The organism is Psychrobacter sp. DD43 (assembly GCF_904846555.1).
Classification (GTDB): Bacteria; Pseudomonadota; Gammaproteobacteria; order Pseudomonadales; family Moraxellaceae; genus Psychrobacter; species Psychrobacter cryohalolentis.
Genome location: NZ_CAJHBE010000003.1, coordinates 146672 through 170728 on the forward strand (window position 1 = coordinate 146672; position 24057 = coordinate 170728).

The window sequence follows — 24057 nt, forward strand, 5'->3', positions numbered from 1 at the left end:
TCGACAAGATAGTATATGAAGAAAATTCTATATGCTATCTTTAAAAATATAGAGGCAAAAACCTATGACAGAACCATTTGTTTTAAATCTACCTAGAAAAAATGATGAAATTGAAGCAATTGAATGTCCTCAAAGCTTAGTCCTAATCGGTGCAAACGGTTCAGGTAAGACAAGACTCGGTACATGGATTGAGATGGATTCTTCACAGAAAGGAAAAGTGCATCGTATATCTGCGCAAAAGTCATTAACAATGCCAGACAATGTTATGCCCAAATCAATTGAACTGGCTGAAAATGAACTATTACATGGACACCAAGATTCCAATATATCAAACTATAATGCTTACAAAAAAGGTTATCGTTGGGGAAATTTACCAGCTACGTTCCTTCTTAATGATTTCGATAAACTAATGGTTTATTTGTTTTCAGAGTTTACAGATGAAAGTGCAAAATATCTAAACGAATCTAAGCGTACTTCAAATAAAGTAGTGGCTCCTATAACTAAACTAGATTTAGTTAAACAAGTTTGGGAAGAGGTTTTACCCCATAGACAATTAATTCTGAATGGATTGAATGTTCAAACCTGTGCAGTAGGTAATGAAAAAAGTACTTATTCTGCTTCAAAGATGAGCGATGGTGAAAGAGTTGTTTTTTATCTTATAGGTCAATGTTTGGCAGCACCTGAGAATGGAGTAATAATAATTGATGAACCAGAGATACACCTCCATAAGTCTATTCAAGCACCTCTATGGATCGAAATACAGAAATTAAGACCAGATTGCCTTTTTGTTTATATGACCCATGATGTTGACTTTGCAGTATCTCTACCTGATTCTCAAAAAATATGGCTTAAATCTTATGATGGAACAAACTGGGATTGGGAATTAGTTCAAGATGTAGATGGATTACCTGAAAATTTATTAATAGAGATACTCGGTAGCAGAAAACCTATTGTACTTGTTGAAGGTGTCAAAGGTAGTTTTGACTCAAAATTATACCAAGCGATACTTGATGATTTTTTAGTTATTCCAAGCGGTTCATGTGCAGAAGTTATCTCAACTGTCAAAGCTTTAAAATCAAGTGGACAGCTTCATCATCTTAATGTTTACGGGATTATAGATAGAGATAGAAGAGTCGAAAATGAGATAGAATCTTTAAAAAATAATAGTGTTTATACTTTAGAGGTTGCAGAGATCGAGAATCTTTTTTGTGTGCCAGAATTGACAAAAATAGTGAGTGTTAAACTTGGAAGAGATCCTGATGAGGATTCAAATTCAGTTGAAAGCTTTGTTATTAAGAAATTAAAGTCAGAACTTGAAAAACAAGTGTCCTTACATGTAGCAAGTGAAATTAAGTTCCAATTGAACTGTTTTAACGACAAAGCCACTGGTAAAGACAACCTTGAGTCGGCTTTATCGTCACTGACGAATAACATTGAAGTCGCTAAAATTTATAATGAAAAAGAAGCACTATTTACTGAGGCAATTGAGTCTAGTGACTATCTAAAGTTATTGAAAATATATAATAGAAAATCATTAGCCAGTCAAATAAGTAGTATTTTCGGTTTGCAGAAAGATGAACTTGCTAAAATGGTATTAAGGCTTGTAAATAGTGAATATAAGGAAGAAGTCAAGCAAGCTTTGAAGCCATACTTTGGGGATTTTGCGGAAAAAATTGCATAATCTTTTGTACAGCACGTAGGTTGGGTGAAGCTTGCGACATCCAACGATTTGAATAAATAATGTGTTGGGTCTCGTTCCTCGACACCAACCTACTTTCAATATGAGTTTGAGCCGTAGGGTGGGTTAGCCAAAGCGTAACCCACCACGAATACTTAAAAGTGACATAAACGGTGGGTTACGTCTTATCTTCATGCTCTACGAGAATTTGATAAAACTAACCCACCCTACGTCCAAATAGGATATTAATAAGAGTTGTAGGGTGCGCCCCGCGCACCGAAGATAGGAAAGATGATGGTGCGCTGGGCGCACCCTACAGATCAGCCATAACCTTTTATGTTGTTAAGAGGCGTAAGCGACGCCTAAACAAGGCTTCTTAGCCTCGACTATAGCGGTATCCTGCTAACGACGATGGCGATGCAGTCCGTGGCTGAACGTAGTATCGAGACAACAGGAATGCGGACAGACACGATAGACTGCACGCCAGCGGCTAGGCAGATACAAGCGGAAGGCGGGATGGGCTACCCAAAATATTTAAAGTGAATACAGTAACAAATAAGACCTGATTTTCGTGCTAAAATTAGCCCTATATTTAGAGCATAATATTAGCGGAGAATGAATCATGCAACCGATATTTGCAAAACAGACAGCCAGTATCTCAGAGTTGAAAAATAACCCTTCGGCACTGATTAAACAGTCGGACGGTGAGTCTATTGCTATTTTAAACCACAATAAACCCGTGGCTTACTTAGTTTCAACAGATATGTTTGAACGCATGATGGAAGCGATGGACGATATGGGATTAAGCCAAACCGTTAGCGCACGGATGAATGATGGTCAAATACCTATCAAGGTAACATTGGATGACTTATAATCTTGAGTTTCATCCTTTAGCGTTAAAAGAATGGAAAAAGTTAGCGCCCAGTATTCAGCAGCAGTTTAAGAAAAAATTACAGCAGCGATTGTCAAACCCTCGTGTTCCTGCTTCACAACTTTCGGGACATACGGATGCCTATAAAATTAAACTACGCACGATAGGTTATCGTCTGGTGTATATCGTAAAAGATGATGTAGTCGTGGTTTATGTGCTAGCAGTAGGCAAAAGAGAAAATAACAAAGTATATGACAGTCTGGCGACACGCCAACCATAATCGAAACACACAAAGAATAAAAATGACGGAGGTCATAGACGTGCAATATACCGCAATCATCAAAGACGGTGGTTTGTTTATCCCAAACGTATTTTCAGACCTAAACGATGGTGGCTCGCATATCGTACAAGTAGAAGTCGACATCGCAGACGTCCGTGAGCAATTAGGCGAAGGCACAGCAGCAAAACCAGAAGCATTAAAGAAAGTCGCTACAAAAGTATTGAAAAAACCAATAAAGAGAGGGACTAAAAAAGACGTACAGAAAGAAATGCAGCAACTATCAGATGATGATGGCTTGAGTGCGCTGCGTAAGAGTGCGATCGATGAATTGGAAGGTTTGGACGATAGCGAGCTGAGTGAGATGTTTAAAGCGTATATGAATGACGGACAGACGCCAGAACAGATATCTTTAGAGCACTTGTAATATAATCCAATCAAACCAAATCTAGTCAAAACCCTATAACTTAATAACCATATCAATGATAAAGGCAGTCCCATGACTTATTCGATTTTTTCCCAAACGCCAAACAATGCGCTAACAGAGCCGATGTTTTTTGGTAATCCGGTCAACGTGGCGCGTTACGACCAACAAAAGCACCCTATCTTTGAGCAATTGATTGAAAAGCAGCTGTCGTTCTTTTGGCGTCCAGAAGAAGTCGATGTATCACGTGATCGTATGGATTATGGCAATCTATCCTCACACGAGCAGCATATCTTTATCAGTAACCTAAAGTATCAAACGCTACTCGACTCTATCCAAGGTCGTAGCCCAAACGTCGTGCTACTGCCATTGGTATCGATTCCTGAGCTTGAGACGTGGATTGAGACGTGGACGTTTTCTGAGACCATTCACTCACGCAGCTATACCCATATCATTCGTAATATTATCAATGACCCTGCTATCGTCTTTGATGACATCATGCAGAACGAGCATATCCTAGGGCGCGCGGCGGACATCGCCAAGTACTATGATGATTTGTATTACAGCTCATCGCTATATAACCTATACGGTGCAGGCACGCATACGATCAATGGTAAGCAAATTACCATCGATTTAAAATCACTGAAAAAGCAGCTTTATTTGTGCTTGATGGCAGTCAATGTCCTAGAAGCCATTCGCTTCTATGTGTCGTTTGCTTGCTCATTTGCCTTTGCTGAGCGTAAGCTAATGGAAGGTAATGCCAAGATTATTAAATTAATCGCTCGTGATGAGGCGCTACATTTAACGGGTACTCAGCATATCCTTAACCTCATGCGTATCGGTCGTGATGATCCAGAGATGGTCGATATTGCCAAAGAATGTTTCGAGGAAAGCATCGAGATCTTCCGCAAAGCGGCTGAGCAAGAAAAAGAATGGGCAGGATATCTGTTCAAAGACGGTTCAATGATTGGGCTGAATAAAGACATTCTGTGCCAATATATCGAATACATCACCAATTTACGTATGGAGGCGGTTGGCTTGCCAGTGGCATTCCCGAACTCTAAATCAAATCCGATTCCGTGGATTAACACGTGGTTGTCGTCTGATAACGTACAAGTTGCCCCACAAGAAACAGAAATCAGCTCATACTTGGTTGGTCAGATTGACTCAGATTTATCAGATAGCGATTTTGATGATTTTGAGTTATAGAAGATAGTTTTTCAAGATTGAGCTTTTAATATAGTCGATTCATCATAGAATAAGTGTAGTGCTACTGGGATAAGTTTTGCGCAGCCTCTGTCTGCGTAGGCACAGCAAGCAAGTAAAATTTATCCCAGTAGCACGTTATAATAATTGTACTTATTTTATTTAGGATTGACCATATTATAAAAAGATAGGATAAAACTATGACTTGGGTAATGACGAGTAAGAAGCAATTTTACTTGCACGATGACGAAAGCTTGCTTGATGGATTGCTACGCACCGGACATGATATCAATTATCAATGTAAAGAAGGTTATTGTGGCAGCTGCCGCATCAAGCGCATCGCCAGCTCACATGTTATCGATTATCCTTTTGAGCCCTTAGCCATGATTGAAAAAGATGAAATCCTACCCTGCTGCTGTAGAGTACAAGGCGTGATTTATGTCAATCATGAGCTGATAGAAAAGTAGCTGCTAAATCAATAAATTACTAACTATTCGATCAATCAAAACTTATTAAAAAAGCGCGCTATCTTATAGATAGCGCGCTTTTTTTTATTGCTCTTAGAGATCAGAGAATCGGTAAACACCCTCTTTACAAAGGTGCACCATCTCTTTCGAACAGCAATAAAAGCTCTTCACGCATACGGTCACGCTCGGCTTCTGACATCATTGGGGTATCTTGTTCTGGAGCTTGTAAGCTTGGTGGCTGATTACCCCCAAGCGTTTCATCTTGAATCACAACAGGAACGGTGACTGGCTCTTCAACTGGACGCTCCTCTAGCAATATCTTCACTTGCGCATTTTTACCTTGACGTAAGATTTGAGCATGCAGCGTGGTATTAGGTGCTTTACGAGCGACATACTGAATCAAGGTATTGGCATCAGTCATCTCAACCCCATCAATGGTCAAAACAATATCGCCAACTTTTAGACCGCTCTTAGCAGCTGGGCTCTTAGGAACCACGTTAAGCACTTCTACGCCTGTTGACGATTCGAGCTGTGTGGGATCTCTCAGCTGTGATTGTATCTCAATACCCAGCCAACCACGACTAACCTTGCCATCTTTGATCAGAGCATTCATCACTTGCTCAACGATAGCGGTAGGAATAGCAAATCCAATACCCATAGAGCCACCAGAGCGTGAGTAGATGGCAGTATTAATACCAATCAGCTCACCACGTGCATCAACCAATGCACCGCCCGAGTTACCGGGATTGATAGCCGCATCAGTTTGAATAAAGTCTTCAAACTTATTGACCCCAAGACCTGTACGTCCAGTCGCTGAAATAATACCTTGGGTAACGGTTTGACCGACGCCAAAGGGATTACCGATCGCTAGTGCTACATCGCCTACCAGCGTCGGTTTTTCACGAAAGCCCAACGGTGTAAGCCCAGTCATATCGACTTTAATCACTGCCAAATCACTGTCTGGGTCTGTGCCAATTAATTTCGCACGGCTTTTGCGACCATCATTAAAAGCAACGGTGATTTCATCGGCTTTTTCGATCACATGGGCATTGGTGACGATATAACCATCATCCGACACGATAACGCCTGAACCTAGGTTGGTATTGCCTTGCTCTTCTGACGGTGCGCCATGATATTCAAAAAACCGGCGCAACACCGGATCGTTCATATAAGGATGTTCTGCCATCGTCTGCGTGGTATAGATATTGACCACAGACTGGGAGGCTCGAGCCACACCATTATGATAAGAGGCGATAGGCGTTGGTGAGTCCGATACCGGCTCGGAAGCTTGCTGCTCAGCAGGTGTGGTCTTTGGCGGCTCCCATTTTGCCTCCGATGCTGTCTTCATACTCGCAAATAACCAAATAAAGGCGGCTGTGACCAATAGCAGTAAAATCCAAGGTAACCACCTTAAGAGACCAGCCTTGTTCTTGGCATTCGGGGATGACGACATATAAAAACCTCTATAATTTCACATGGACAATCGGTATTAAGCCATATCAGGCGTACGCCTTGATATAAGGCACTTTCACATGTGTAAATTATAGCTGTCCTCATAATACAATGGTAGCGCATCGTGTACCGTTTCAGTTATTGGGCTTGTCTATTCTTTTGCCGCATCATGTTAAAATAGTGATCACGAGAAATAATTCATTATTTATAAATACTTGAACTACTGCAATTATTAATTGAAACATTGATAAGGGAATACTATGAGCACGCACGATGTCTTAATCACATCATCAAATACAATTATTACTGCACAATCCTTAACTGAATTTTGCGATGATTACTTATCAGCGACTGCGTTCAAAGATTATGCACCGAATGGTCTACAAGTAGATGGCGGTCGGCCTATTAAGCGTATTGTTACTGGTGTGACTGCCTGTGAAGCATTGATTGATGCCGCCATTGCAGATAATGCTGATGCAATCATGGTACATCATGGCTATTTTTGGAAAGGTGAACCTGCCCCATTGACTGGTATGAAAGGTCAGCGTATTCGCAAGCTTATGCAACATGGTATCTCCTTGATCGGCTATCACCTACCACTCGATGCCCACCCCATCATTGGTAACAATGCCACATTGGCGGCAGCGTTAGACATGACCATCATCGAGGCACTGTATCCTGCTGAGACTCATCCGGTTGGTAATATTGCCATTTGCACCGCACAGAGTGCTCAAAGCCTTATCGCTCAAATTACTCAAGCATTGGGGCGCATGCCATTACATATTGCCGCTGAGTATAACGTCGATACTCATAACAGTAATAGGTTAATTGAACGGATTGGTATCTGTACGGGCGGCGCACAAGATATGATTGAGCAAGCATCATTAATGGGCTGTGATGCGTTTATTTCTGGTGAAATATCAGAACGTACGACTCATATTGCCCGTGAGCTTGGCATTGATTATTTTGCTTGCGGACATCATGCAACAGAACGCGGCGGCATTGAAGCTTTAGGTAGGATTGTTGCTCAGCAGTTTGACTTACCAGTGACATTTATCGATATCGATAATCCTGCTTAAGCAGCAGAAACTTATTTTTCTCCTAAAAAAGATAGGTAAGCAGATTTTTGCTTACCTGTCTCTTCTATTTTTGCCAGTTACAGAACGAACTTATATTCACTAAATCGAAATTATGCGACAGAAAACAGGCTAAACTATTACCGTCTATAGTGCTATTGTTAAGTTTTATCGCAATTTTCTTAACCACACTTGAATAATCAGATGAATATCTGCATATTACTATCTGTAGAAAGAATGTCTTGTCATGAGACTCCCCATTATTACAGCTTCCGGTTATGGCACTAAAATGATGATTGAGCTCTAAAATCCTATTATTTTTACTTTTTTAATAGGGCTGTAGATAGCAATCAATACAATCTCACCTCGGCTTATATATTCTTGAGTAAGGTGATATTTTCTATTTTGGTGTCGCAATAGCGGTACAGCAAACTACCTGATGGTTTTTTAACCATTGGCTTTTATTGATCAGTCTTATTTATCAGACAGATTAACTTGCTTGTCTTTATTGCTGGATAAACGGTATGAGTGACCATTTACTCTCAACATAGTCAGAGTATTTAATTGACCATACCAGCGTAACAACTCTGAGCATATCCTGCTCACGCCACGTTTTTCCAATAATTTATTCATGACCTTACCGATGTTTTAAAGTGTCTTTTAAATAATGTCGTTTAAATAGTTCGAATCACAGCCAAGTCTATCATTGATGAAGGAATCATCTGATTTAGCGCCTTTGCGGTGTTTTGCAGCCTTTTTTTTAGCAATCTGGTATTAAAGTGCTTTTTTATGCTTTTACACCCCTTGCTATAAGGTTGCCAGCTGAGACTGTACGGCTACATTTAAACGAGATGTTATGAGATTTATATGCTCAATAAGTATGTAAATTTTATAGTATTTAAAATGCACCTCTATTTATGCTGCTGATATTGGCATAAATGAGCACGTATTTTTATGGTAAGTAGGATGGCTAAAATTAGGAGACATCCATGCAGCGAATTACTTATCGTGCGAAAGCATCTGCGCGAGGGGCTAAACGCCGTATCTCATATATATTGCGTCCATCTAAACGCTTGCTAAACACAGAAAGTAACATCGTTCCAGCTATTGCATCTATCAAAGTGACTCGTTTCGCCAAAACCAAGAAATTGGCGCAAATCTCAAGCATCGCCCTGCTCTCACTCCCTGCTGAGAGTTTGACGACCATGAATAACCAAGTACCAGCTTATGACCATGTGATGCTGGAGAAGACCTTGACCATCGCTGCTGTTCCAGGCGATAGCACTTATTTTGCGACCGATGGCTTCCAACATGGATTTGGTTACGACTTAGTGCGTAACTATGCTGATGAGCTTGGGGTAAAAGTCACTCTCAAAGCTTATGCTGATGAGGAAGCTGCGCTAAGAGCATTACAATCAGGCGATGCGGATATGGCATTGACCACGGCCAGCACCCAATTAAAAAGCCAGCTGAATTTGTCTTCTATTAATGTCAGCTGTGGTTATGATGCTAGCTTGACCAAAAATGGCTTGCATCCTAAAGTAAGCTGGACGTTTAATTCTGCCAATGATCCATTGTCACAAAAAGCCAGCTATTTTTTATGTGATAGCATCAAGCTTGATAACACTCAAAAGCTAGCCGCCTTTTATAATCAAGACTTATTAAAAGATGCCTATAGTCAAGACCATTTCAAGACCACACTGACAGAAAAGCTGCCTGATTATCAGTCTTCGTTTGAAGAACAAGCGCGCAACTACAATCATGATTGGGAGCTTTTGGTTGCCATGGGTTATCAAGAGTCGCACTTGGATGCCAATGCCGTCTCTCCGACCGGAGTACGTGGTATTATGATGCTGACTAATAATACGGCAAAGGCAATGGGTGTCTCAGACCGTGTTGACCCTTACCAAAGTATCGGCGGCGGTGCTCGTTACTTGGAGCAGATGAAAACTGATTTTGCCGATGTGCCAAAAACGGATCGTATTTGGTTTGCGCTTGCGGCTTATAATATGGGACCAAATGCTGTTAAAGGTATTCAGCGTAAATTGAGTGCCAAAGGTATCGATGATAAAAGTTGGGCAAATATATATGCCTATCTGTCTGATAATAAAGCGTCAAATAGCCGCTATGGTCAAGCCATGCATTATGTGAGCAATATCAGAAGCTATCTTGAAACAATAAAAACCGCCACGGTTTAATCAGATATTGATAATTGATACTGCCATAAAAAAAGCTGCTCTTTGATAAGAGCAGCTTTTTTATTAACAACATTTATTCAAACATGCACAGATTAGCGATTAGGCACCGTTAAGCGTTGACCGCGTTGCAGCATGGTATCGACTGCAATGTCATTCATATCTGCAAGCTCTTTGGTTGAAACGTCGTATTTACGTGCCAGACCAATCAAGCTGTCTCCTGAGCCAACCGTATAGCTGACCGTTACTTTCGGCACTTTGATGGTCTGACCACGTTGTAATTGAGCTTTGGTCGAAATGTCATTGGTAGCAGCTAAGTCTTCAACTGAAACACCGAAGCGGCGTGCTAAAGCAATGAGTCCATCGCCAGACTGAACCTTATAGCTTTCTGTGTTGCCGAGTTTTTTACCACTATTACTGGTAGATGGCGCGCTATCAGCCTTACTGGTCGTCTCTGTGCTCACCGAACTACTGCTCTTGCTACTGGCCGCAGCATTCGCACTAGTACTCACGCTACCTTTAGCAGGAATGGTAATCGTGCGACCTAAGATCAAGTTGGAATTGGTCTTGAGATTGTTAGCTGCTGCCAAATCACCCAAGCCAATATTGTAACGCTGAGCAACACCCGTCAAAGTATCGCCTGATTTTACCTTGTAGCTGACTGCCTCATCATTTAGTTGACGATCAACCAATTCTTTTGATACAGGAACTTTAATCGTTTGTCCACGTTGCAAACGCGCCTTAGCATCAAAGTTACTGTTTACGGCAGCAATATCTTCTGCACTGACCCCAACACTATTAGCAATGCCAATCAAGGTATCCCCTGATTTGACTTTATAATTGCTAGTTGGCACTGAGCTTGAACTGCTGGCTTTGGTTGTGGTGTTATTGCTGTTAGCAGTGCTCTGTGTAGCAGTAGGCGCACTGTTAGAAGTAAAATCTACACTGGCAGGTACTTTTAAGGTCTGACCGACGTATAATGAATCTGTCGTACCAATATCATTAAGACTGGCCAATGTCTCAGTCGTTATATTAAATTGACGTGCAAGTGCAATCAAGCCATCACCCGCTTTTACTTTATAGTTTTTGGTCGCAGTCGATGACTTCTTCGGTTTAGTAGATGGCGCGGCAGGAGTGCTGACTGGCGCTGTTACTTTGCCTGGGATAAGCCATAGTTTCTGACCTCTTAATAAGTCTGCACGGCTGCTCAAATTATTATAACTTGCTAACTGCGTCACTGATAAACCAAAGCGATTGGCAGTACCTATAAGCGTATCGCCCCCTTGTACCACATAACTTTCAGGCTGGCTCGCGACAGTGCTGCTGGTAGTGCTCAATGGCTCGATAGTTTTGGCATTATATAGATATAAAGTACTACCAGAGAGTAGCTTGGCACTGGCATCCATCTGATTCCATTCGGCAATATCGCGCCAGCTCACACCAGAGCGACTGGCAATGTTAGCCAAAGTATCACCGCGTTTGACCGTATAAGTGGTACGTGTGCCTTGTGGTTTTGGCTTACTAACTGAGGTTTTTGGAAAGCTCAGTTTCTTCTCTTGTCCCGTGGCTTCTAAGACGGACTGCTGCGTCTGGACGGCAGATAAATTGATATTACCATCGGCGTTAATGACATTGGTTTCAGGCGTATTAATACGAATTTGATTGGCAATAAAATCACGCTCCGCTTTACTTAGCGGCGGCTCTTGAATGATGGTATTGTTTTGAGTGATTTGCGCTGATGTGGTCGGTAAGCTGTTACTACTTTTCAGCTCAGCATTAATTTTTTTGGTTTCTGCTGAGGTTAAAGGTGGCTCTGTACGCACTGACGCACTGCTGCTATAAACTGAGCTGCTGGTCGTTGATGACGATGGCGGAATATAGCTGGTGGTTTGCTGCGGGACGCTTGCACTGGCAGCATAGTCAGCCAGACCCTTGCCAGTACCCGGTAATGATGAGCTGGTAGTATATGGCTTATTATTATAGCTTGGCGTTGTTGACCCAGAGTAGCTTGGCGTAGTCGTCGTAACAGCATTGCTAGAAGCGAGAATATTACTACTGCCATTACCCCTCAAAGCGCTCAGCTTCACATCAGTGGTCAGACTGACATCATTAGGAATAATAATACGCTGCGGACCTGATGAATCGATACGTGCTGAGGTTAACGCCGTATTTAATCTTTCTAATTCATCGTAGCTAACACCCGTGACTTGCGATACTTCGGCTAAGCTTACGCCATAGTTGACAGGCACACTACGGAAATGCTGACGGTTAGCGATAGCCGGTAAATAGACACCATATTTTTCAGGTTTGGCAACGATTTCGGCAACTGCCAAAAAGCGTGGTACATAGTTCATGGTTTCAGTCGGTAATCTGAGTGACCAATAATCGGTAGGTAAACCTTGAGCTCTATTGGCATCAATGGCTTTTTGCACACGACCAGGACCGGCATTATAAGCGGCTAATGCCAGCTCCCAACTACCAAACTGATTGTGCAATGCCGTCAGAAAATCATAAGCGGCACGTGTTGACTCAATCACATCACGGCGACCATCATATGTACTGCTTTGATTTAGACCATAAATACGTCCCGTACTTGGAATAAACTGCCATAAACCTGCCGCTGCCGCACTACTGGTACCACTTGGATCGTAGGAGCTCTCAATCACAGGTAGCAAAGCCAGCTCGGTTGGGATATTGCGACGCTCTGCCTCTCTTACTGTGTGATAAATATAGCGACTGGCACGCGCTGTTAAACGGTTTAAATAATCCTGTCTACTGGTAAACCAGCCTTTTTGTGCTTCAATACGCTGATTATAAACCGGCTGTCCACCGTTCATCCGATACCCAGCACGCAGGCGATTCCACAAGTCACCATATTGTTGAATAGCAAGTTTGTTGCCCTCAACCATAGTCATGTCGGTGGCTTCCAATAAATCAGCAAGCTCATCTAAGCTTTCAGCATCCAAAAATGCAGTCGAATAATCTGCATTTCCCGTTGGCTGAACTTGCGTGGTAGGACGCTTAACCACAGCTGTGCTGCCAGTCGCCCCCGTCTTTTTCACCGCTGATGTATTACTACACGCACTGATAAGAAGAGTTGACACCGCAAGCGTCAATGGTAAAGCTATAAATGAGCGATAGTTTGATGACACAGTAGACATGATAATGGAAGTTTCCTAACAACGAGAAGTGATGAAATAAAGTTGATCGACAGTATAGTACGCAATATCAAATAAAGACCAGCTCAATATAAAAGATAATGCACAAAAATTAATGTGCCCTATCATTGATGGCTAAAGGTTCTGCTCATTGGCTGACTTTATTATTGAACGAAGACTAATTGATCGTAACTTGGGAGACAGCACGCAAAAGTATGGCGTCACCAGTAGACAAAGCCAGTGTCACTCTTGAAGTAGTAACAAAGGAGACCTTTTGACCATCTTTGACCCAGCTTTCATTGGTCGTTACATTGGCTTTTGCTTGTTCACCTGAAATTACAATGTTATCAACATTGATGTCATAGCGATAGTTTGAGGTATTGCCCCAGCTATTTTGCAGCAGTTTTAAATAAGCCTCTTTATCCAAACTGGTAGACTTGCCTTTTCTTGACAATGAAATCAATGCCTCATCAGAAACTAAACGCGCCACCTGATTAATATCTCGATTATTAGCGGCAGACTTCATAGCAGTCGCGTAGTTTTGTACCAAGGCTTCAGTCATGGTTGCTGCTTGCGCAGTGATAGTTATGGTACTAACAGCAGCAACGATTGCCGCCAAGCTGGCACCTTTTATCAATAGAGCCAATAGCCCTTTTCCCCATAGTTGTTTCATGATATTCCTTAATGGTGGCTTTATAATCATTACTATTGAACGACAATGAAATAGCTACGATTTAATTATAGAGTGCTATTTATATCCAATAAATCTTATACCCTGAACTTTTAACTACTGACGAACTAGTATCTTCAATCGATGTAGTAATTAACGAGTATTTCTATTGATAGGCATTTCTAACAAGTGCTTTTATATTAGATTTCTAGCAGCCTCTTATTAGGATACTTTTAGCCTATCACTTAATTCTCACAGCCATGTGACACCCTGTGTAATTATTGCGACTACTTCAGTAAAGTATGCTTTTTGAATAAATGAGCTATCTTATAAAAAGCATACGATAAATTATCAGTAGTTTACGCAATAAAAACTGATTAAGTTTTTACTGCTTACTGTCAGCTGTATAGTCTTCATAATGCTCATCATCACTCAGCTTCATACCCAAGCGCTCGACACGTCTGTCCATCATTTGCCGTGCCAATGCTTGCATGTCTTCAACGCGATCTATCTCATCGACAATCTCAAGACCTAAGAGAGTTTCGAACACATCTTCTAGAGTAACTAAACCTTTGACTTCCCCGTATTCACCGACCGTAATGGCAATATGGATACGGTTTTTCAGCATCAGCTCAAGCAAATCAAACAATTTCATCTTTGAAAAAACAAAAGTAATGTCACGTTTAAACTGCGTCAGTGGCTTATGTACGGCATGATTCACTTTTGCTAATAGCATGTCTGTTTTTAATACAAAGCCTGTAATATTATCCAAATCACCATCATAAATCGGTAGTCTAGAGAAGGTCAATTTTGGACGATCAACCAGCAACTCTGCTACTGTTTTATTCTCTTCAAAAGCCAGCATCACCGAACGCGGCGTCATAATATCTTCAACCTTAATAGCACCAAATGCCAGTAAGTTTCGGATAATACGCGACTCTAATGGATCGATTTGTCCTGCTTCTTCACCAATACTGGCAAGCGCAGCAAATTCGCGACGGCTAAAGGTTTGTGGCTCTTTACCACGTACCAGCAACTTGGTGAGTTTTTCTGAGATCCAAATTAGTGGATATAGCAGTAGAATAATACCACGTACAAAGTAGGCAACCATGCCACTGAGTTGACGCCAGTACATCGTACCTAAGGTCTTTGGAATAATCTCAGATAAGAATAAAATAGCGAGGGTCATGATGGCAGAAAACAAACCAAACCAAGCACTACCAAATACAATCGTCGCTTGCGCACCTGCGCCTATCGAGCCTAGTGTATGTGCCACTGTATTCAAGGTCAAAATAGCAGCCAAGGACTGATCGATATTATCAATCTTTAAGCGTCTTAACATATGGGCTTTTTTTGGATTGCGCTCTTGAACATCAGCGATATAAGACGGCGTCATCGTCAGGAGTGCTGACTCTGCCAGTGAACAGATAAATGAGATACCAATGGCAACGAGTACATATAGTATGAGCAGCAATATACTGCTTGTACTTGGGTCCGCTACTCCTTCAGCTGCCCAGACCGTTTGCGGTAGCAGCAGCGTTATCCAGACAGATAACGCCAACAATGATTTGATACTCAAGCGAGTATCGCCAAGCATCGTCGGGGGAGGTTTGGCAGAGGCGTCTTTACGACAAGCACGCGAACGATGTAAACGAGGTACAGACATAAAAGAGGTGAACAAGTTAGGTAACCTAAACAAAGAAGTAAAAGGAAGTCACAATATATCATGAGCAGAGGCAAGCAGATAGAAAATATTATCTGATATGGTCTGGATCTTTGATATATAAATGAGCACATATCGCTCAGCACAATGGCTTAAATCTTACTTTAAAAACTGGCGACTATTTGCTTTCGATAGTAGCATTGATGCGCTTATTTCACAATAAATCGCTATATATTTCAATAATCACGACACATTTGCGAATGAGAGAAATACGGGTTTCGCTTGATGGCATGTTAACTATTTACTATTGGGCTTGTTTTATAAGTCAATGGTTTCTATATAATGTAGACAGCTTAAAAAGTCAGATAGGCAAAATAATGCGCTATCAACATGCCTTTAGCTTAAGAAAAACATAACCAGCTTATGATTAACAGTTACCAAGTCTGGTATTTTTTGCTACTATGCGTCTAAATTAATTGTTATCTATAACTTGTCGAGAGAAACTATGTTGTTATTTATCCAAGCCGCTCATGCTGCTGAAACTGCCGGTGCGGCATCACTGTTCGGTCAAATCTTATTACCAGTTGCTTTTTTTGCTATTTTTTACTTTTTGGTGATTCGTCCACAATCAAAACGTACTAAAGAACATCGCGCTATGGTAAGTGCTTTGACAGTCGGCAGCGAAATCATATTTGCTGGTGGTTTGATGGGTCGTATCAAACATTTGGAAGGCGATTATGCAGTGGTAAGCTTAAATAATAATACAGATATCAAGGTACAACGTGCTTCTGTTATTTCAGTATTGCCAGCTGGTACTATCGAAAGCGTTTAAACGTCATTGACATCTTTGATAATTGATATATGTGATCGTTAAAATTAGTCAGCAGGATAATGACTGGCTATTATTGTATCAGTATCAATTAACAGTTGTAATGATTATAAAATGACCGTACATTATTTACGGTCATTTTTGGCTTTACCGTTTTATGCTTTATTATCATCGCGGATGATCACAGTGGTGCACTATCATGGCTTCTATGGCAGCTAAATAAGCACCTCACCATTGTTATCGCTAACTTCCCATCTGCTAACTTGTGGCCTGCGTCGCCAGTAGTTTATCAACCTAAAGAAGTGATTATGCAATATCCCGCTTGGAAATACCTACTCATCACCGTCGTACTTATCATTGCCGGTCTATACGCTGCTCCTAACTTATATCCTGACGAACCTGCCGTACAGATTACCAGTGCTGCAGCAGGCACACAGTTGTCTGATGGCATTTTAACGCAGTCACAAGACCTGTTAAAAGAAGCTGGCTTGAACTACCATGATGGTACGTTTAAAGGTAACAGCGCATTGGTACGTCTTGACAATCCAGTCGATCAGCTCAAAGCTCAGGAAGTATTGAGAAAAAACTTGGGTGAGAACTATGTAGTCGCACTGAACTTAGCGCAGACAACGCCGCAGTGGTTGCGTGATATCGGCGCCAAGCCCATGAAACTTGGTCTTGATTTGCGTGGCGGCGTTCGTTTCGTCTTAGAAGTTGATATGGACAAGGCGCTCGAACAACGTCTGACCAGTGCCAGTCGCGATATTCGACGAGATCTAAGAGCTGAGCGCATTGCTGTCAAAGGTATCAAAAACGACAAGCGTAGCGTGGTATTGCATTTTTCCGATACAGACACTCGTAACCGTGCCCAAAACGTTTTGCAAAGCTCAATGGGTAACACCTTTGCCCTGCAATCTTCTATTGATGAGCAAGGCCCTGCCCTGATTTTAGCGTATAACGATGCAACGCTTGATGAAATCAACAGCTACGCGGTCAATCAAAACTTGACTACCCTACGCAATCGTATTGCTGAACTTGGGGTAACAGAAGCTTTGGTACAATCACAAGGCGCTAGCCGTATCGTCGTTGAGCTACCAGGTGTGCAAGATACTGCTGAGGCAAAACGCGTCCTTGGTCGTACGGCCAATCTTGAATTCCGTATGGTCGCTGAAGGTGCCGAAAACTATACAGGCGGTATTCCACCTGCCGGTACTGAAGCGTTCCCATTTGAAACCCTTAATGGTCCGCCAGTATTATTGGAGCGCCAAGCGATTGTCACTGGTGATAAAGTTACCAATGCTCAAACCGGTATTGATGAAAGTGGTTCACCTGAGGTTAGTATCACCTTAGACAGTGCTGGTGGTAAGCTGATGCAGAATGCTACCCGTACAGCGGTTGGCAAACAAATGGCAGTATTGTTTATTGAAAATAAACAGCGCATCGCTTATGAAGAAGACCCAGTTACTGGCGAAACGATTGAAGTTCGGACGCCATATGCTGAAACAAAAGTCATTAACCGTGCAAATATCCAAGCAGTACTAGGCTCATCTTTCCGTATTACTGGTCTGGATAGTAGTGCTGAAGCCGCTGAGCTTGCATTGTTACTACGCTCAGGCGCGTTAGCGGCACCGATGTATTTCGTTGAAGAGCGCACCATTGGTCCATCACTGGGTCAGGAAAATATCGATAAAGGCTTATTCTCTACGCAGGTTGGTTATTTATTAGTCTTTGCGTTTATGATTATCTTCTATCGTCTGTTTGGTGTGATTGCCAATATTGCTCTAGCAGTTAACGTTATTATTATTATCTCTATTATGTCCATCTTAGGCTCATCACTGACGTTACCGGGTATCGCTGGTATCGTATTGACCATTGGTATGGCGGTCGATGCTAACGTTCTGATTTTTGAGCGTATTCGCGAGGAGATAGCTAATGGAGTGAGACCGAAATCGGCTATCGTGGCAGGTTTTGATCGCGCCTATAGTAGTATTTTCGATGCCAATATCACAACCTTACTGGTCGCCTTTATCTTATTTGCGATTGGTACAGGTCCGATTAAAGGCTTTGCGATTACTTTAGCCATTGGTATTGTCAGCTCGCTGTTTACGGCTATTTTGGTAACCCGTGCACTGATACAAATTGCTTATGGTAAGCGTAAATCTATCAAACGTCTGAGCATCGGTTAGGAGAAAACTATGGCAATCGATAATAACAATCCTCTAGAAAAACAGAACAATCCTGAACCGAATGGCTCAAATAGTGAAGCAACTACGCGTCGCCGTAAAAAGCCGCGCCGTGATGGCAAAGGCAGCAATACCCAAACCAATAACGCCACTGCTAAAAAATCAGCTAATAAAAATCCGCGGAGTGGCAAAAGCGCTAGTAAAGACAGTCAAGTACTCTCGCCTGCTGCTATCGATCCTAACTTAGCATTGGGTGACGCTGCTGACGATGCAGCTGCCTATGCCGAAGGCGGTATCAAAGCCGTTGGTGATCAGCGTATCATCCCTTTTATGAAGATAGAAAAGCCAATGGGCATTTTATCAATCATTTTGGTGATTGGTAGTATCATTGCAATTGCGGTCAATGGCTTAAACCTTGGTCTTGATTTTACCGGTGGCGTGTCAGCAGATGTACGCTATGAGCAATCTGTCGAGCAAGGTGATGTGGTTACTGCGTTGGCAGATAATGGCTTTGATGATGCAGTCGTGCAGTACCTAGGCACCTCGCAAGAGCTGCTAATACGTTTGCCGCCTCAATCTGATAACATCGATGGTCTTAACACCAGCTTGAGCGAAGCATTAGCGCTACCTAATAACGATGTTGAAATCAGCAACGTGAATATTATCGGTAGTCAAGTGGGTAATGAGGTTTACTTAAGCTCAGTCATGTCAATTGTGCTTGCACTAGCGTGTATGCTGGGATATGTTGCCCTGCGCTTCCAGTTCAAACTGGCACTTGGCGCAGTATTGTCCTTGTTCCATGATGCTATCGTGACCATCGGTGTCTTTGCCTTATTTGGCTTCCCATTCGATTTAACAGTACTAGCAGCCATCTTGGCATTGATTGGTTATTCATTGAACGATACCATCGTTGTCTATGACCGTATCCGTGAAAATTTCCGCCGTGTCCGCGGTATCAGTCCGCGTCAAACGATTGATTTGTCATTAACAGAGACACTACGCCGTACGATTATGACCATTTCAACCGTACTATTAGTGGTATTAGCAATGCTGTTCTTGGGCGGTGATGGCTTATTCTGGTTCTCAGCGGCACTGTTTATTGGTTTACTTGCTGGTACTTACTCCTCTACCTATATTGCAAGCTCGATTCCTCTAGCGATGGGTCTGTCACGTGATGACTTTATCGTCAAAGTAAAACCTGAGTTTGAAGAAGAAATCGTGACTTTCAATGATCCAAAGATGTTTGAACAAGATTGATAATGGTACCCCTGCTCACTTGGTAAATTCTCTATTAAGTGAGTAGATAAGCGTGATCATGAAAAAAGCACCTAGACTCTAGGTGCTTTTGTTTATGTATAATGGTCAAAATCAAATCAATACCTAAAAATTTTAGCGCTGCTATAAGTTATTATCCTTAGCACTACCTATGAGCATTCTTAATCTGCCTATCTAAGCGATTGCCTTATGTCATCTATCCTACCGCCACGTCCTATGCCGCCTATTGATACTCGCTATGCACGTATTATTGCTATTGCATTGCCAGTATTATTGGCAAATCTTGCAATGCCACTCCAAAGCGTCATTGATACGGCGATTATTGGCAATATGAATGATACGGCAAAACTTGCTGGTATCGGACTTGCAGTACAACTGCTATCACTATTGCTCGTCAGTTTTAACTTTTTGCAATATGCGTCATCTGGACTTTCTGCTCAAGCTCTTGGACAATTAGATAATAGAAGCACTGCTCATAACGGCGAGTTAAAAGATAACCGTGGTCAGCAATCACCGCTGTTATCCATCTTGCAACGCGCTTTGGTTTTAGCATTTATGATTGGTGCCGTTTTACTACTGGTAAAACCTTGGCTCATTGATTTTGGTCTACAAGCGCTTGCCGCCAATCCTGATAGCGGCGATGCAGCAAAGACCTATTTAGATGTGCGCTTTTGGGGTGTGATTGCTGAGCTAATGAACTTTGCTTTTATTGGCTGGTTTGCAGGTCAAGGCAAGACCCGTTATATGCTATATCAACAAGGTTTTATCGCTATACTCAATATCATTCTGACACTATTTTTTGTTTTTGCAATGGATATGGGCTTGGTCGGTGTTGCATTGGGTACAGCGATTGCCTTCTGGCTGGGCGTAGTATTGGCATTATGGTTAAGTCGTCTACATTTGAAAATCTCTTGGCAGGCGTTATTTACTGCTGATCCGCAGCATTTTAATAAAGATAAGATGCTTAGGCTATTTTCACTAAATAAAGATATTTTTATTCGTACGCTTATTTTAACGTTAAGCTTTGCTTGGATTACTCGACTCTCTGCTCAAAGCGGCGATGTCATACTTGCTGCCAATGCCATTTTATTACAAGTATTGAGCATCTCAGCCTTTGCCCTTGACGGGGCGGCAGTCTCTGCTGAGACGTTAAGTGGACAAGCAGCAGGTCGACGAGATTGGTCGCGCTTTCGCATTATTGTGAAGCGTACTGGCATCGTGAGCTACGGTCTTGCTATCCTGCTAAGTACGATATGGTGGCTTGCCATGCCCACATATTTACAGTTTATGACCAATATCGAACCGGTCTTTACGCTCGCTTACGACTATCATTTATATGCTGTCCTGTTACCACTTGTCGGGGTTGGGGCTTACTGGTTAGATGGGATATTTTTTGGTTTAACAGCAGGTAGCATTATTCGCAATGCAGCCCTTATATTAGCGGCTATCTTTTTCCCATTGAGTTGGTTGCTTTATCAGCAGTGGGCTATGACGGGCATCTGGCTCAGCGTATGGTGTTTATTGTTGCTAAGAATGCTGATACTTGCTGGATTTTTATACCGTGCTCATCAAACTAGCAGCTATGAAAAACTCCAACTTGACCATTGACCATTGACCATTGACCATTGACCATTGACCATTGACCGATCAGCATTACACTATTAAGCTCCCTTTAAAATTTAATAATAAACAAAAATGGTAAAAACTAGGATGTGACGTGAATACTCAATCAAATGAGATCAATCAAACTCAGGTACAGGGCTATGACTGGGGAGAAGGCTTTAAAAAAAGCTTACCAGTCGCCATGGGTTATTTGCCAGCGGGCATCGCCTTTGGTGTGCTTGCGCAAGTTGCTGGTATACCAGTATGGGCAACGATTATGCTCAGCGTAGTGTTGTATGCGGGTGCCGCTCAATATGCCTGCCTACCAATGTTAAGTGCTGGATTACCGATTGGCAATATCGCAACCAATATTGCTGCTATTAACTTGCGTCATGTTTTTTATGGCATGCCGTTATTACAATATCTGCCAAAGAATAAAATAGCCAAGACCTATTGCTTGTTTGCTCTAACTGACGAAACTTTTTCGGTGATGACCAGTTTGCCGAATGAATCACGACAAGCATTGATAGTGCCCGTAAGCTTATTCAATCAAAGCTGGTGGGTATTAGCAGGTGCGATTGGTGTAATGATTGGTAGCGCTCTCAGTGATTTGGTACCGCATTTGGATTTTGCCTTGGTGTGTCTGTTTGCGATTTTAGCTTATGAGCAATTCCAAAGTATCAAACGCTATTTCCCTATTATTATTGCTGTCATTGCTTTAGTCATCGCCTCTTTTTTTACCAGTAACTGGTTATTATTGGTAGCGATTACGATTTGTATGCTTATGATTTTAGTCCGTGGAGTTTGGGTGCAGCGCAGTGTGCAAGGAGGCAGTAATGAGCAGTAGTTATCTGATTTTTGCAACGTTCGCGATGGCAGCAGTGACTTTTATTACCCGCGCTCTACCCGCTTTAATACCCAAAAAGCTACTGGATACGCCTTGGCTGCATCGATTAAATGAAAGTTTACCGTTATCGGTCATGGTACTGCTTATTTTGACCAGCTTGTCTTATCAAGGTTTGTCACAAAGTACTGGTATCAATAGCGCGGAGATGCATTTACTAATGGCACAAATTGGCGCTTTATTATTGGTATTGTTTGTCTATCATATTAGCCGTCAATTACTAGTCAGCATGGTGGTCGGTATCACTGCGATTAATGGCTTTTTATGGTTGTTTAATGATTTTTTAATCTAAAGAATCACTCTTAAAACTATATATTTCGACAATAAATTTAATAGCAAAAAGGCTGAATTCATTGAGAATCCAGCCTTTTTTTACTTACTTTATTTTAAGATATAAAGAGGCTTAAAGTTCTTCTACACCCATCATATCTACTGGCGTATCAGCGACTATTTGTACCCCTTTTTTACCCTTTTTAGCAGTGTCGTTACGCTGCTCTTGCAGATGCTCAAGATACGCTTCATTGATTTGACCAGTGATGTAGCAGCCATTAAATACGGCACAATCAAAACCTTCAACTTTACTATGCTTAGTATCTTTGACCGCTTCAATCAAATCGTCCAAATCTTGGAAAATTAAGCGGTCAGCACCGATAATCTCGCGTACTTCTTCAACGCTATGTCCTGACGCAATAAGTTCGCTACGCACTGGCATATCAATACCATAGACATTTGGATACTTAACCGGTGGCGCTGCACTGGCAAAGAATACCTTGCGCGCGCCTGCATCGCGTGCCATTTGGATAATCTCATGGCAGGTTGTACCGCGAACAATAGAATCATCAACCAAGAGTACGTTTTTACCTTTAAACTCTAATGGTACCGCACTAAGCTTTTGACGCACTGACTTTTTGCGCTGCTGCTGACCTGGCATGATAAAGGTGCGACCGATATAGCGGTTTTTCATAAACCCTTCACGGTACTTGATATTCATCTTTAGCGCTAGCTCCATCGCTGAGGTACGCGAGGTATCAGGGATAGGAATGACCACATCGATATCGTGATCCTCACCCCATTCAGCAAGGATTTTATCGGCCAGTTTTTCACCCATACGTAGGCGTGATTTATAAACGGAGATATTGTCCATAATAGAATCTGGACGGGCAAAATACACATATTCAAAGATACAAGGTGTATATTCTTTTTGCTCAACGCACTGATGCGTATGCAATTTATGATCCAGATCAATAAATATAGCTTCGCCTGGCTTAACATCACGAACAATACTAAAACCTGAACCGGTCAGAGCAACCGATTCTGATGCCACCATATATTCTGTGCCGCCATTAGCTGCCATGCGCTTACCAAATATAAGCGGACGAATACCGTTTGGATCACGAAATGCTAGCAAACCATGACCAGTAATCAAAGCGACTACGCCATAAGCGCCTTCAACACGGCCATAAACCGCTGTCACTGCTTCAAAGATGTCAGCAGGCGTTGGATGGGTTTTGCCTAGATTTTGCATTTCATGTGCCAGCACATTGAGCAAAACCTCAGAATCTGAGTCGGTATTTAGATGACGACGATCTTCTTGATAAAGCGACTTCGCCAAGCTCTCAGCATTGGTCAAGTTACCATTATGTGCCAGCGTGATACCGTAAGGCGAGTTGACATAAAAAGGCTGCGCTTCAGCACTGCTTGACGTGCCAGCAGTTGGATAACGCACATGACCGATACCAAACTTACCGACCAGCTTTAACATATGGCGATTCATAAAAACGTCACGTACCATGCCGTTTTCTTTGCGTAAATATAAACGTCCATCCTGTAAAGTCACAATACCTGCCGCATCTTGCCCACGGTGCTGCAACATGGTTAAGGCATCATACAAAATTTGGTTGACCGGCTCATGAGCTGCGACCCCAACGACTCCACACATAGTTGTATCCTATTTTGAATTTGAACCACACATTAAAAACACAATAACGGCATTACTACTGATAAAATCGCTTTAGTTTGTGACCTATCATATGCCGCCAAGCTGATGATGTTTGCTAAGATTAAAATCTTTTTAAGAAGAGAGTGATCTATGACACAAACGGTTGTTGATTAAGCTAATAATTAAGC

20 protein-coding genes are annotated in these 24057 nt (G+C 42.0%); 15 read left to right on the plus strand and 5 right to left on the minus strand.

Features of this window, described 5'->3' with window-relative positions; translation table 11 throughout:
* The first annotated feature begins 64 nt into the window (after window positions 1-64).
* From JMX89_RS02625 to yfaE, 7 genes are all read left to right on the plus strand, one after another.
* Entirely contained in the window at window positions 65-1681 is a 1617-nt protein-coding gene (locus JMX89_RS02625) for a DUF4435 domain-containing protein (protein WP_201531339.1), read from the plus strand.
* 414 nt (window positions 1682-2095) lie between these two features.
* A complete protein-coding gene (locus tag JMX89_RS12875; protein WP_265088669.1) occupies window positions 2096-2221 on the plus strand; it encodes a hypothetical protein in 126 nt (41 codons plus the stop codon).
* Between the two features lie 79 nt (window positions 2222-2300).
* The gene (locus tag JMX89_RS02630; protein WP_201531337.1) at window positions 2301-2552 is read left to right on the plus strand and encodes a type II toxin-antitoxin system Phd/YefM family antitoxin; all 252 of its coding nucleotides are present in this window, start codon (window positions 2301-2303) and stop codon (window positions 2550-2552) included.
* Window positions 2542-2829, plus strand: a complete 288-nt coding sequence (locus JMX89_RS02635; RefSeq protein ID WP_201531335.1) for a type II toxin-antitoxin system RelE family toxin — start codon at window positions 2542-2544, stop codon at window positions 2827-2829. Before JMX89_RS02630 ends, JMX89_RS02635 begins: the two co-directional genes overlap by 11 nt.
* A 22-nt stretch (window positions 2830-2851) precedes the next feature.
* Window positions 2852-3253 (plus strand): hypothetical protein, encoded by a 402-nt coding sequence (locus JMX89_RS02640; protein WP_227672984.1) that lies wholly within the window; start codon window positions 2852-2854, stop codon window positions 3251-3253.
* A gap of 72 nt (window positions 3254-3325) precedes the next feature.
* Complete coding sequence (gene nrdB / locus JMX89_RS02645) at window positions 3326-4459, plus strand: class Ia ribonucleoside-diphosphate reductase subunit beta (RefSeq protein WP_201531333.1); 1134 nt, start codon at window positions 3326-3328, stop codon at window positions 4457-4459.
* Between the two features lie 197 nt (window positions 4460-4656).
* A complete protein-coding gene (yfaE, locus tag JMX89_RS02650; RefSeq protein WP_011513453.1) occupies window positions 4657-4923 on the plus strand; it encodes a class I ribonucleotide reductase maintenance protein YfaE in 267 nt (88 codons plus the stop codon).
* A gap of 124 nt (window positions 4924-5047) precedes the next feature.
* Here the strand turns inward: yfaE and JMX89_RS02655 are convergent, their stop codons facing one another.
* Entirely contained in the window at window positions 5048-6376 is a 1329-nt protein-coding gene (locus JMX89_RS02655; protein ID WP_201531331.1) for a S1C family serine protease, read from the minus strand.
* 259 nt (window positions 6377-6635) lie between these two features.
* On the opposite strand from JMX89_RS02655, the gene JMX89_RS02660 reads away from it, so the two are divergent.
* The gene (locus JMX89_RS02660) at window positions 6636-7454 is read left to right on the plus strand and encodes a Nif3-like dinuclear metal center hexameric protein (protein ID WP_201531329.1); all 819 of its coding nucleotides are present in this window, start codon (window positions 6636-6638) and stop codon (window positions 7452-7454) included.
* 986 nt (window positions 7455-8440) lie between these two features.
* On the plus strand, window positions 8441-9649 hold the full coding sequence (locus JMX89_RS02665) for a transglycosylase SLT domain-containing protein (RefSeq protein WP_011513450.1): 1209 nt from the start codon (window positions 8441-8443) through the stop codon (window positions 9647-9649).
* 92 nt (window positions 9650-9741) lie between these two features.
* Here JMX89_RS02665 and JMX89_RS02670 read toward each other — a convergent pair whose 3' ends face one another.
* From JMX89_RS02670 to JMX89_RS02680, 3 genes are all read right to left on the minus strand, one after another.
* Window positions 9742-12807: a LysM peptidoglycan-binding domain-containing protein gene (locus JMX89_RS02670; RefSeq protein WP_201531327.1), complete on the minus strand. Its 3066-nt coding sequence runs from the start codon at window positions 12805-12807 to the stop codon at window positions 9742-9744.
* Between the two features lie 175 nt (window positions 12808-12982).
* Entirely contained in the window at window positions 12983-13477 is a 495-nt protein-coding gene (locus JMX89_RS02675) for a nuclear transport factor 2 family protein (RefSeq protein WP_201531325.1), read from the minus strand.
* Window positions 13478-13859: 382 nt separating this feature from the next.
* Entirely contained in the window at window positions 13860-15140 is a 1281-nt protein-coding gene (locus JMX89_RS02680; RefSeq protein ID WP_020443314.1) for a CNNM domain-containing protein, read from the minus strand.
* Window positions 15141-15642: 502 nt separating this feature from the next.
* On the opposite strand from JMX89_RS02680, the gene yajC reads away from it, so the two are divergent.
* The 6 genes from yajC to JMX89_RS02710 all read left to right on the plus strand — a co-directional run bounded on the left by yajC (window position 15643) and on the right by JMX89_RS02710 (window position 22222).
* Window positions 15643-15969, plus strand: a complete 327-nt coding sequence (yajC, locus tag JMX89_RS02685) for a preprotein translocase subunit YajC (RefSeq protein WP_011513446.1) — start codon at window positions 15643-15645, stop codon at window positions 15967-15969.
* A 305-nt stretch (window positions 15970-16274) separates the two neighbouring features.
* Window positions 16275-18152 (plus strand): protein translocase subunit SecD, encoded by a 1878-nt coding sequence (gene secD, locus JMX89_RS02690; RefSeq protein ID WP_201531323.1) that lies wholly within the window; start codon window positions 16275-16277, stop codon window positions 18150-18152.
* A 9-nt stretch (window positions 18153-18161) separates the two neighbouring features.
* Entirely contained in the window at window positions 18162-19406 is a 1245-nt protein-coding gene (gene secF / locus JMX89_RS02695) for a protein translocase subunit SecF (RefSeq protein ID WP_201531321.1), read from the plus strand.
* A 207-nt stretch (window positions 19407-19613) separates the two neighbouring features.
* On the plus strand, window positions 19614-21032 hold the full coding sequence (locus JMX89_RS02700; RefSeq protein ID WP_201531319.1) for an MATE family efflux transporter: 1419 nt from the start codon (window positions 19614-19616) through the stop codon (window positions 21030-21032).
* A 109-nt stretch (window positions 21033-21141) separates the two neighbouring features.
* Window positions 21142-21873 carry an AzlC family ABC transporter permease gene (locus JMX89_RS02705; RefSeq protein ID WP_201531317.1) on the plus strand — a complete coding sequence of 244 codons (732 nt, stop codon included), beginning with the start codon at window positions 21142-21144 and terminating at the stop codon, window positions 21871-21873.
* Entirely contained in the window at window positions 21863-22222 is a 360-nt protein-coding gene (locus JMX89_RS02710) for an AzlD domain-containing protein (RefSeq protein WP_201531316.1), read from the plus strand. The genes JMX89_RS02705 and JMX89_RS02710 overlap by 11 nt, the downstream gene beginning before the upstream one ends.
* Before the next feature lie 111 nt (window positions 22223-22333).
* On the opposite strand, the gene purF is transcribed toward JMX89_RS02710, so the two are convergent.
* Window positions 22334-23869 carry an amidophosphoribosyltransferase gene (gene purF, locus JMX89_RS02715; protein WP_201531315.1) on the minus strand — a complete coding sequence of 512 codons (1536 nt, stop codon included), beginning with the start codon at window positions 23867-23869 and terminating at the stop codon, window positions 22334-22336.
* Window positions 23870-24057 lie beyond the last annotated feature (188 nt).

Coding starts and splice junctions, on each gene's coding strand:
- JMX89_RS02670 (WP_201531327.1), bottom strand. CDS start 12,807: ATGTCTACTGTGTCATCAAACTATCGCTCATTTATAGCTTTACCATTG.
- yajC (WP_011513446.1), top strand. CDS start 15,643: ATGTTGTTATTTATCCAAGCCGCTCATGCTGCTGAAACTGCCGGTGCG.
- JMX89_RS02710 (WP_201531316.1), top strand. CDS start 21,863: ATGAGCAGTAGTTATCTGATTTTTGCAACGTTCGCGATGGCAGCAGTG.
- JMX89_RS02625 (WP_201531339.1), top strand. CDS start 65: ATGACAGAACCATTTGTTTTAAATCTACCTAGAAAAAATGATGAAATT.
- JMX89_RS02635 (WP_201531335.1), top strand. CDS start 2,542: ATGACTTATAATCTTGAGTTTCATCCTTTAGCGTTAAAAGAATGGAAA.
- JMX89_RS02665 (WP_011513450.1), top strand. CDS start 8,441: ATGCAGCGAATTACTTATCGTGCGAAAGCATCTGCGCGAGGGGCTAAA.
- nrdB (WP_201531333.1), top strand. CDS start 3,326: ATGACTTATTCGATTTTTTCCCAAACGCCAAACAATGCGCTAACAGAG.
- secD (WP_201531323.1), top strand. CDS start 16,275: ATGCAATATCCCGCTTGGAAATACCTACTCATCACCGTCGTACTTATC.
- JMX89_RS02655 (WP_201531331.1), bottom strand. CDS start 6,376: ATGTCGTCATCCCCGAATGCCAAGAACAAGGCTGGTCTCTTAAGGTGG.
- JMX89_RS02660 (WP_201531329.1), top strand. CDS start 6,636: ATGAGCACGCACGATGTCTTAATCACATCATCAAATACAATTATTACT.
- JMX89_RS02630 (WP_201531337.1), top strand. CDS start 2,301: ATGCAACCGATATTTGCAAAACAGACAGCCAGTATCTCAGAGTTGAAA.
- JMX89_RS02675 (WP_201531325.1), bottom strand. CDS start 13,477: ATGAAACAACTATGGGGAAAAGGGCTATTGGCTCTATTGATAAAAGGT.
- JMX89_RS02680 (WP_020443314.1), bottom strand. CDS start 15,140: ATGTCTGTACCTCGTTTACATCGTTCGCGTGCTTGTCGTAAAGACGCC.
- purF (WP_201531315.1), bottom strand. CDS start 23,869: ATGTGTGGAGTCGTTGGGGTCGCAGCTCATGAGCCGGTCAACCAAATT.
- JMX89_RS02700 (WP_201531319.1), top strand. CDS start 19,614: ATGTCATCTATCCTACCGCCACGTCCTATGCCGCCTATTGATACTCGC.
- JMX89_RS02640 (WP_227672984.1), top strand. CDS start 2,852: ATGACGGAGGTCATAGACGTGCAATATACCGCAATCATCAAAGACGGT.
- yfaE (WP_011513453.1), top strand. CDS start 4,657: ATGACTTGGGTAATGACGAGTAAGAAGCAATTTTACTTGCACGATGAC.
- JMX89_RS12875 (WP_265088669.1), top strand. CDS start 2,096: ATGCAGTCCGTGGCTGAACGTAGTATCGAGACAACAGGAATGCGGACA.
- secF (WP_201531321.1), top strand. CDS start 18,162: ATGGCAATCGATAATAACAATCCTCTAGAAAAACAGAACAATCCTGAA.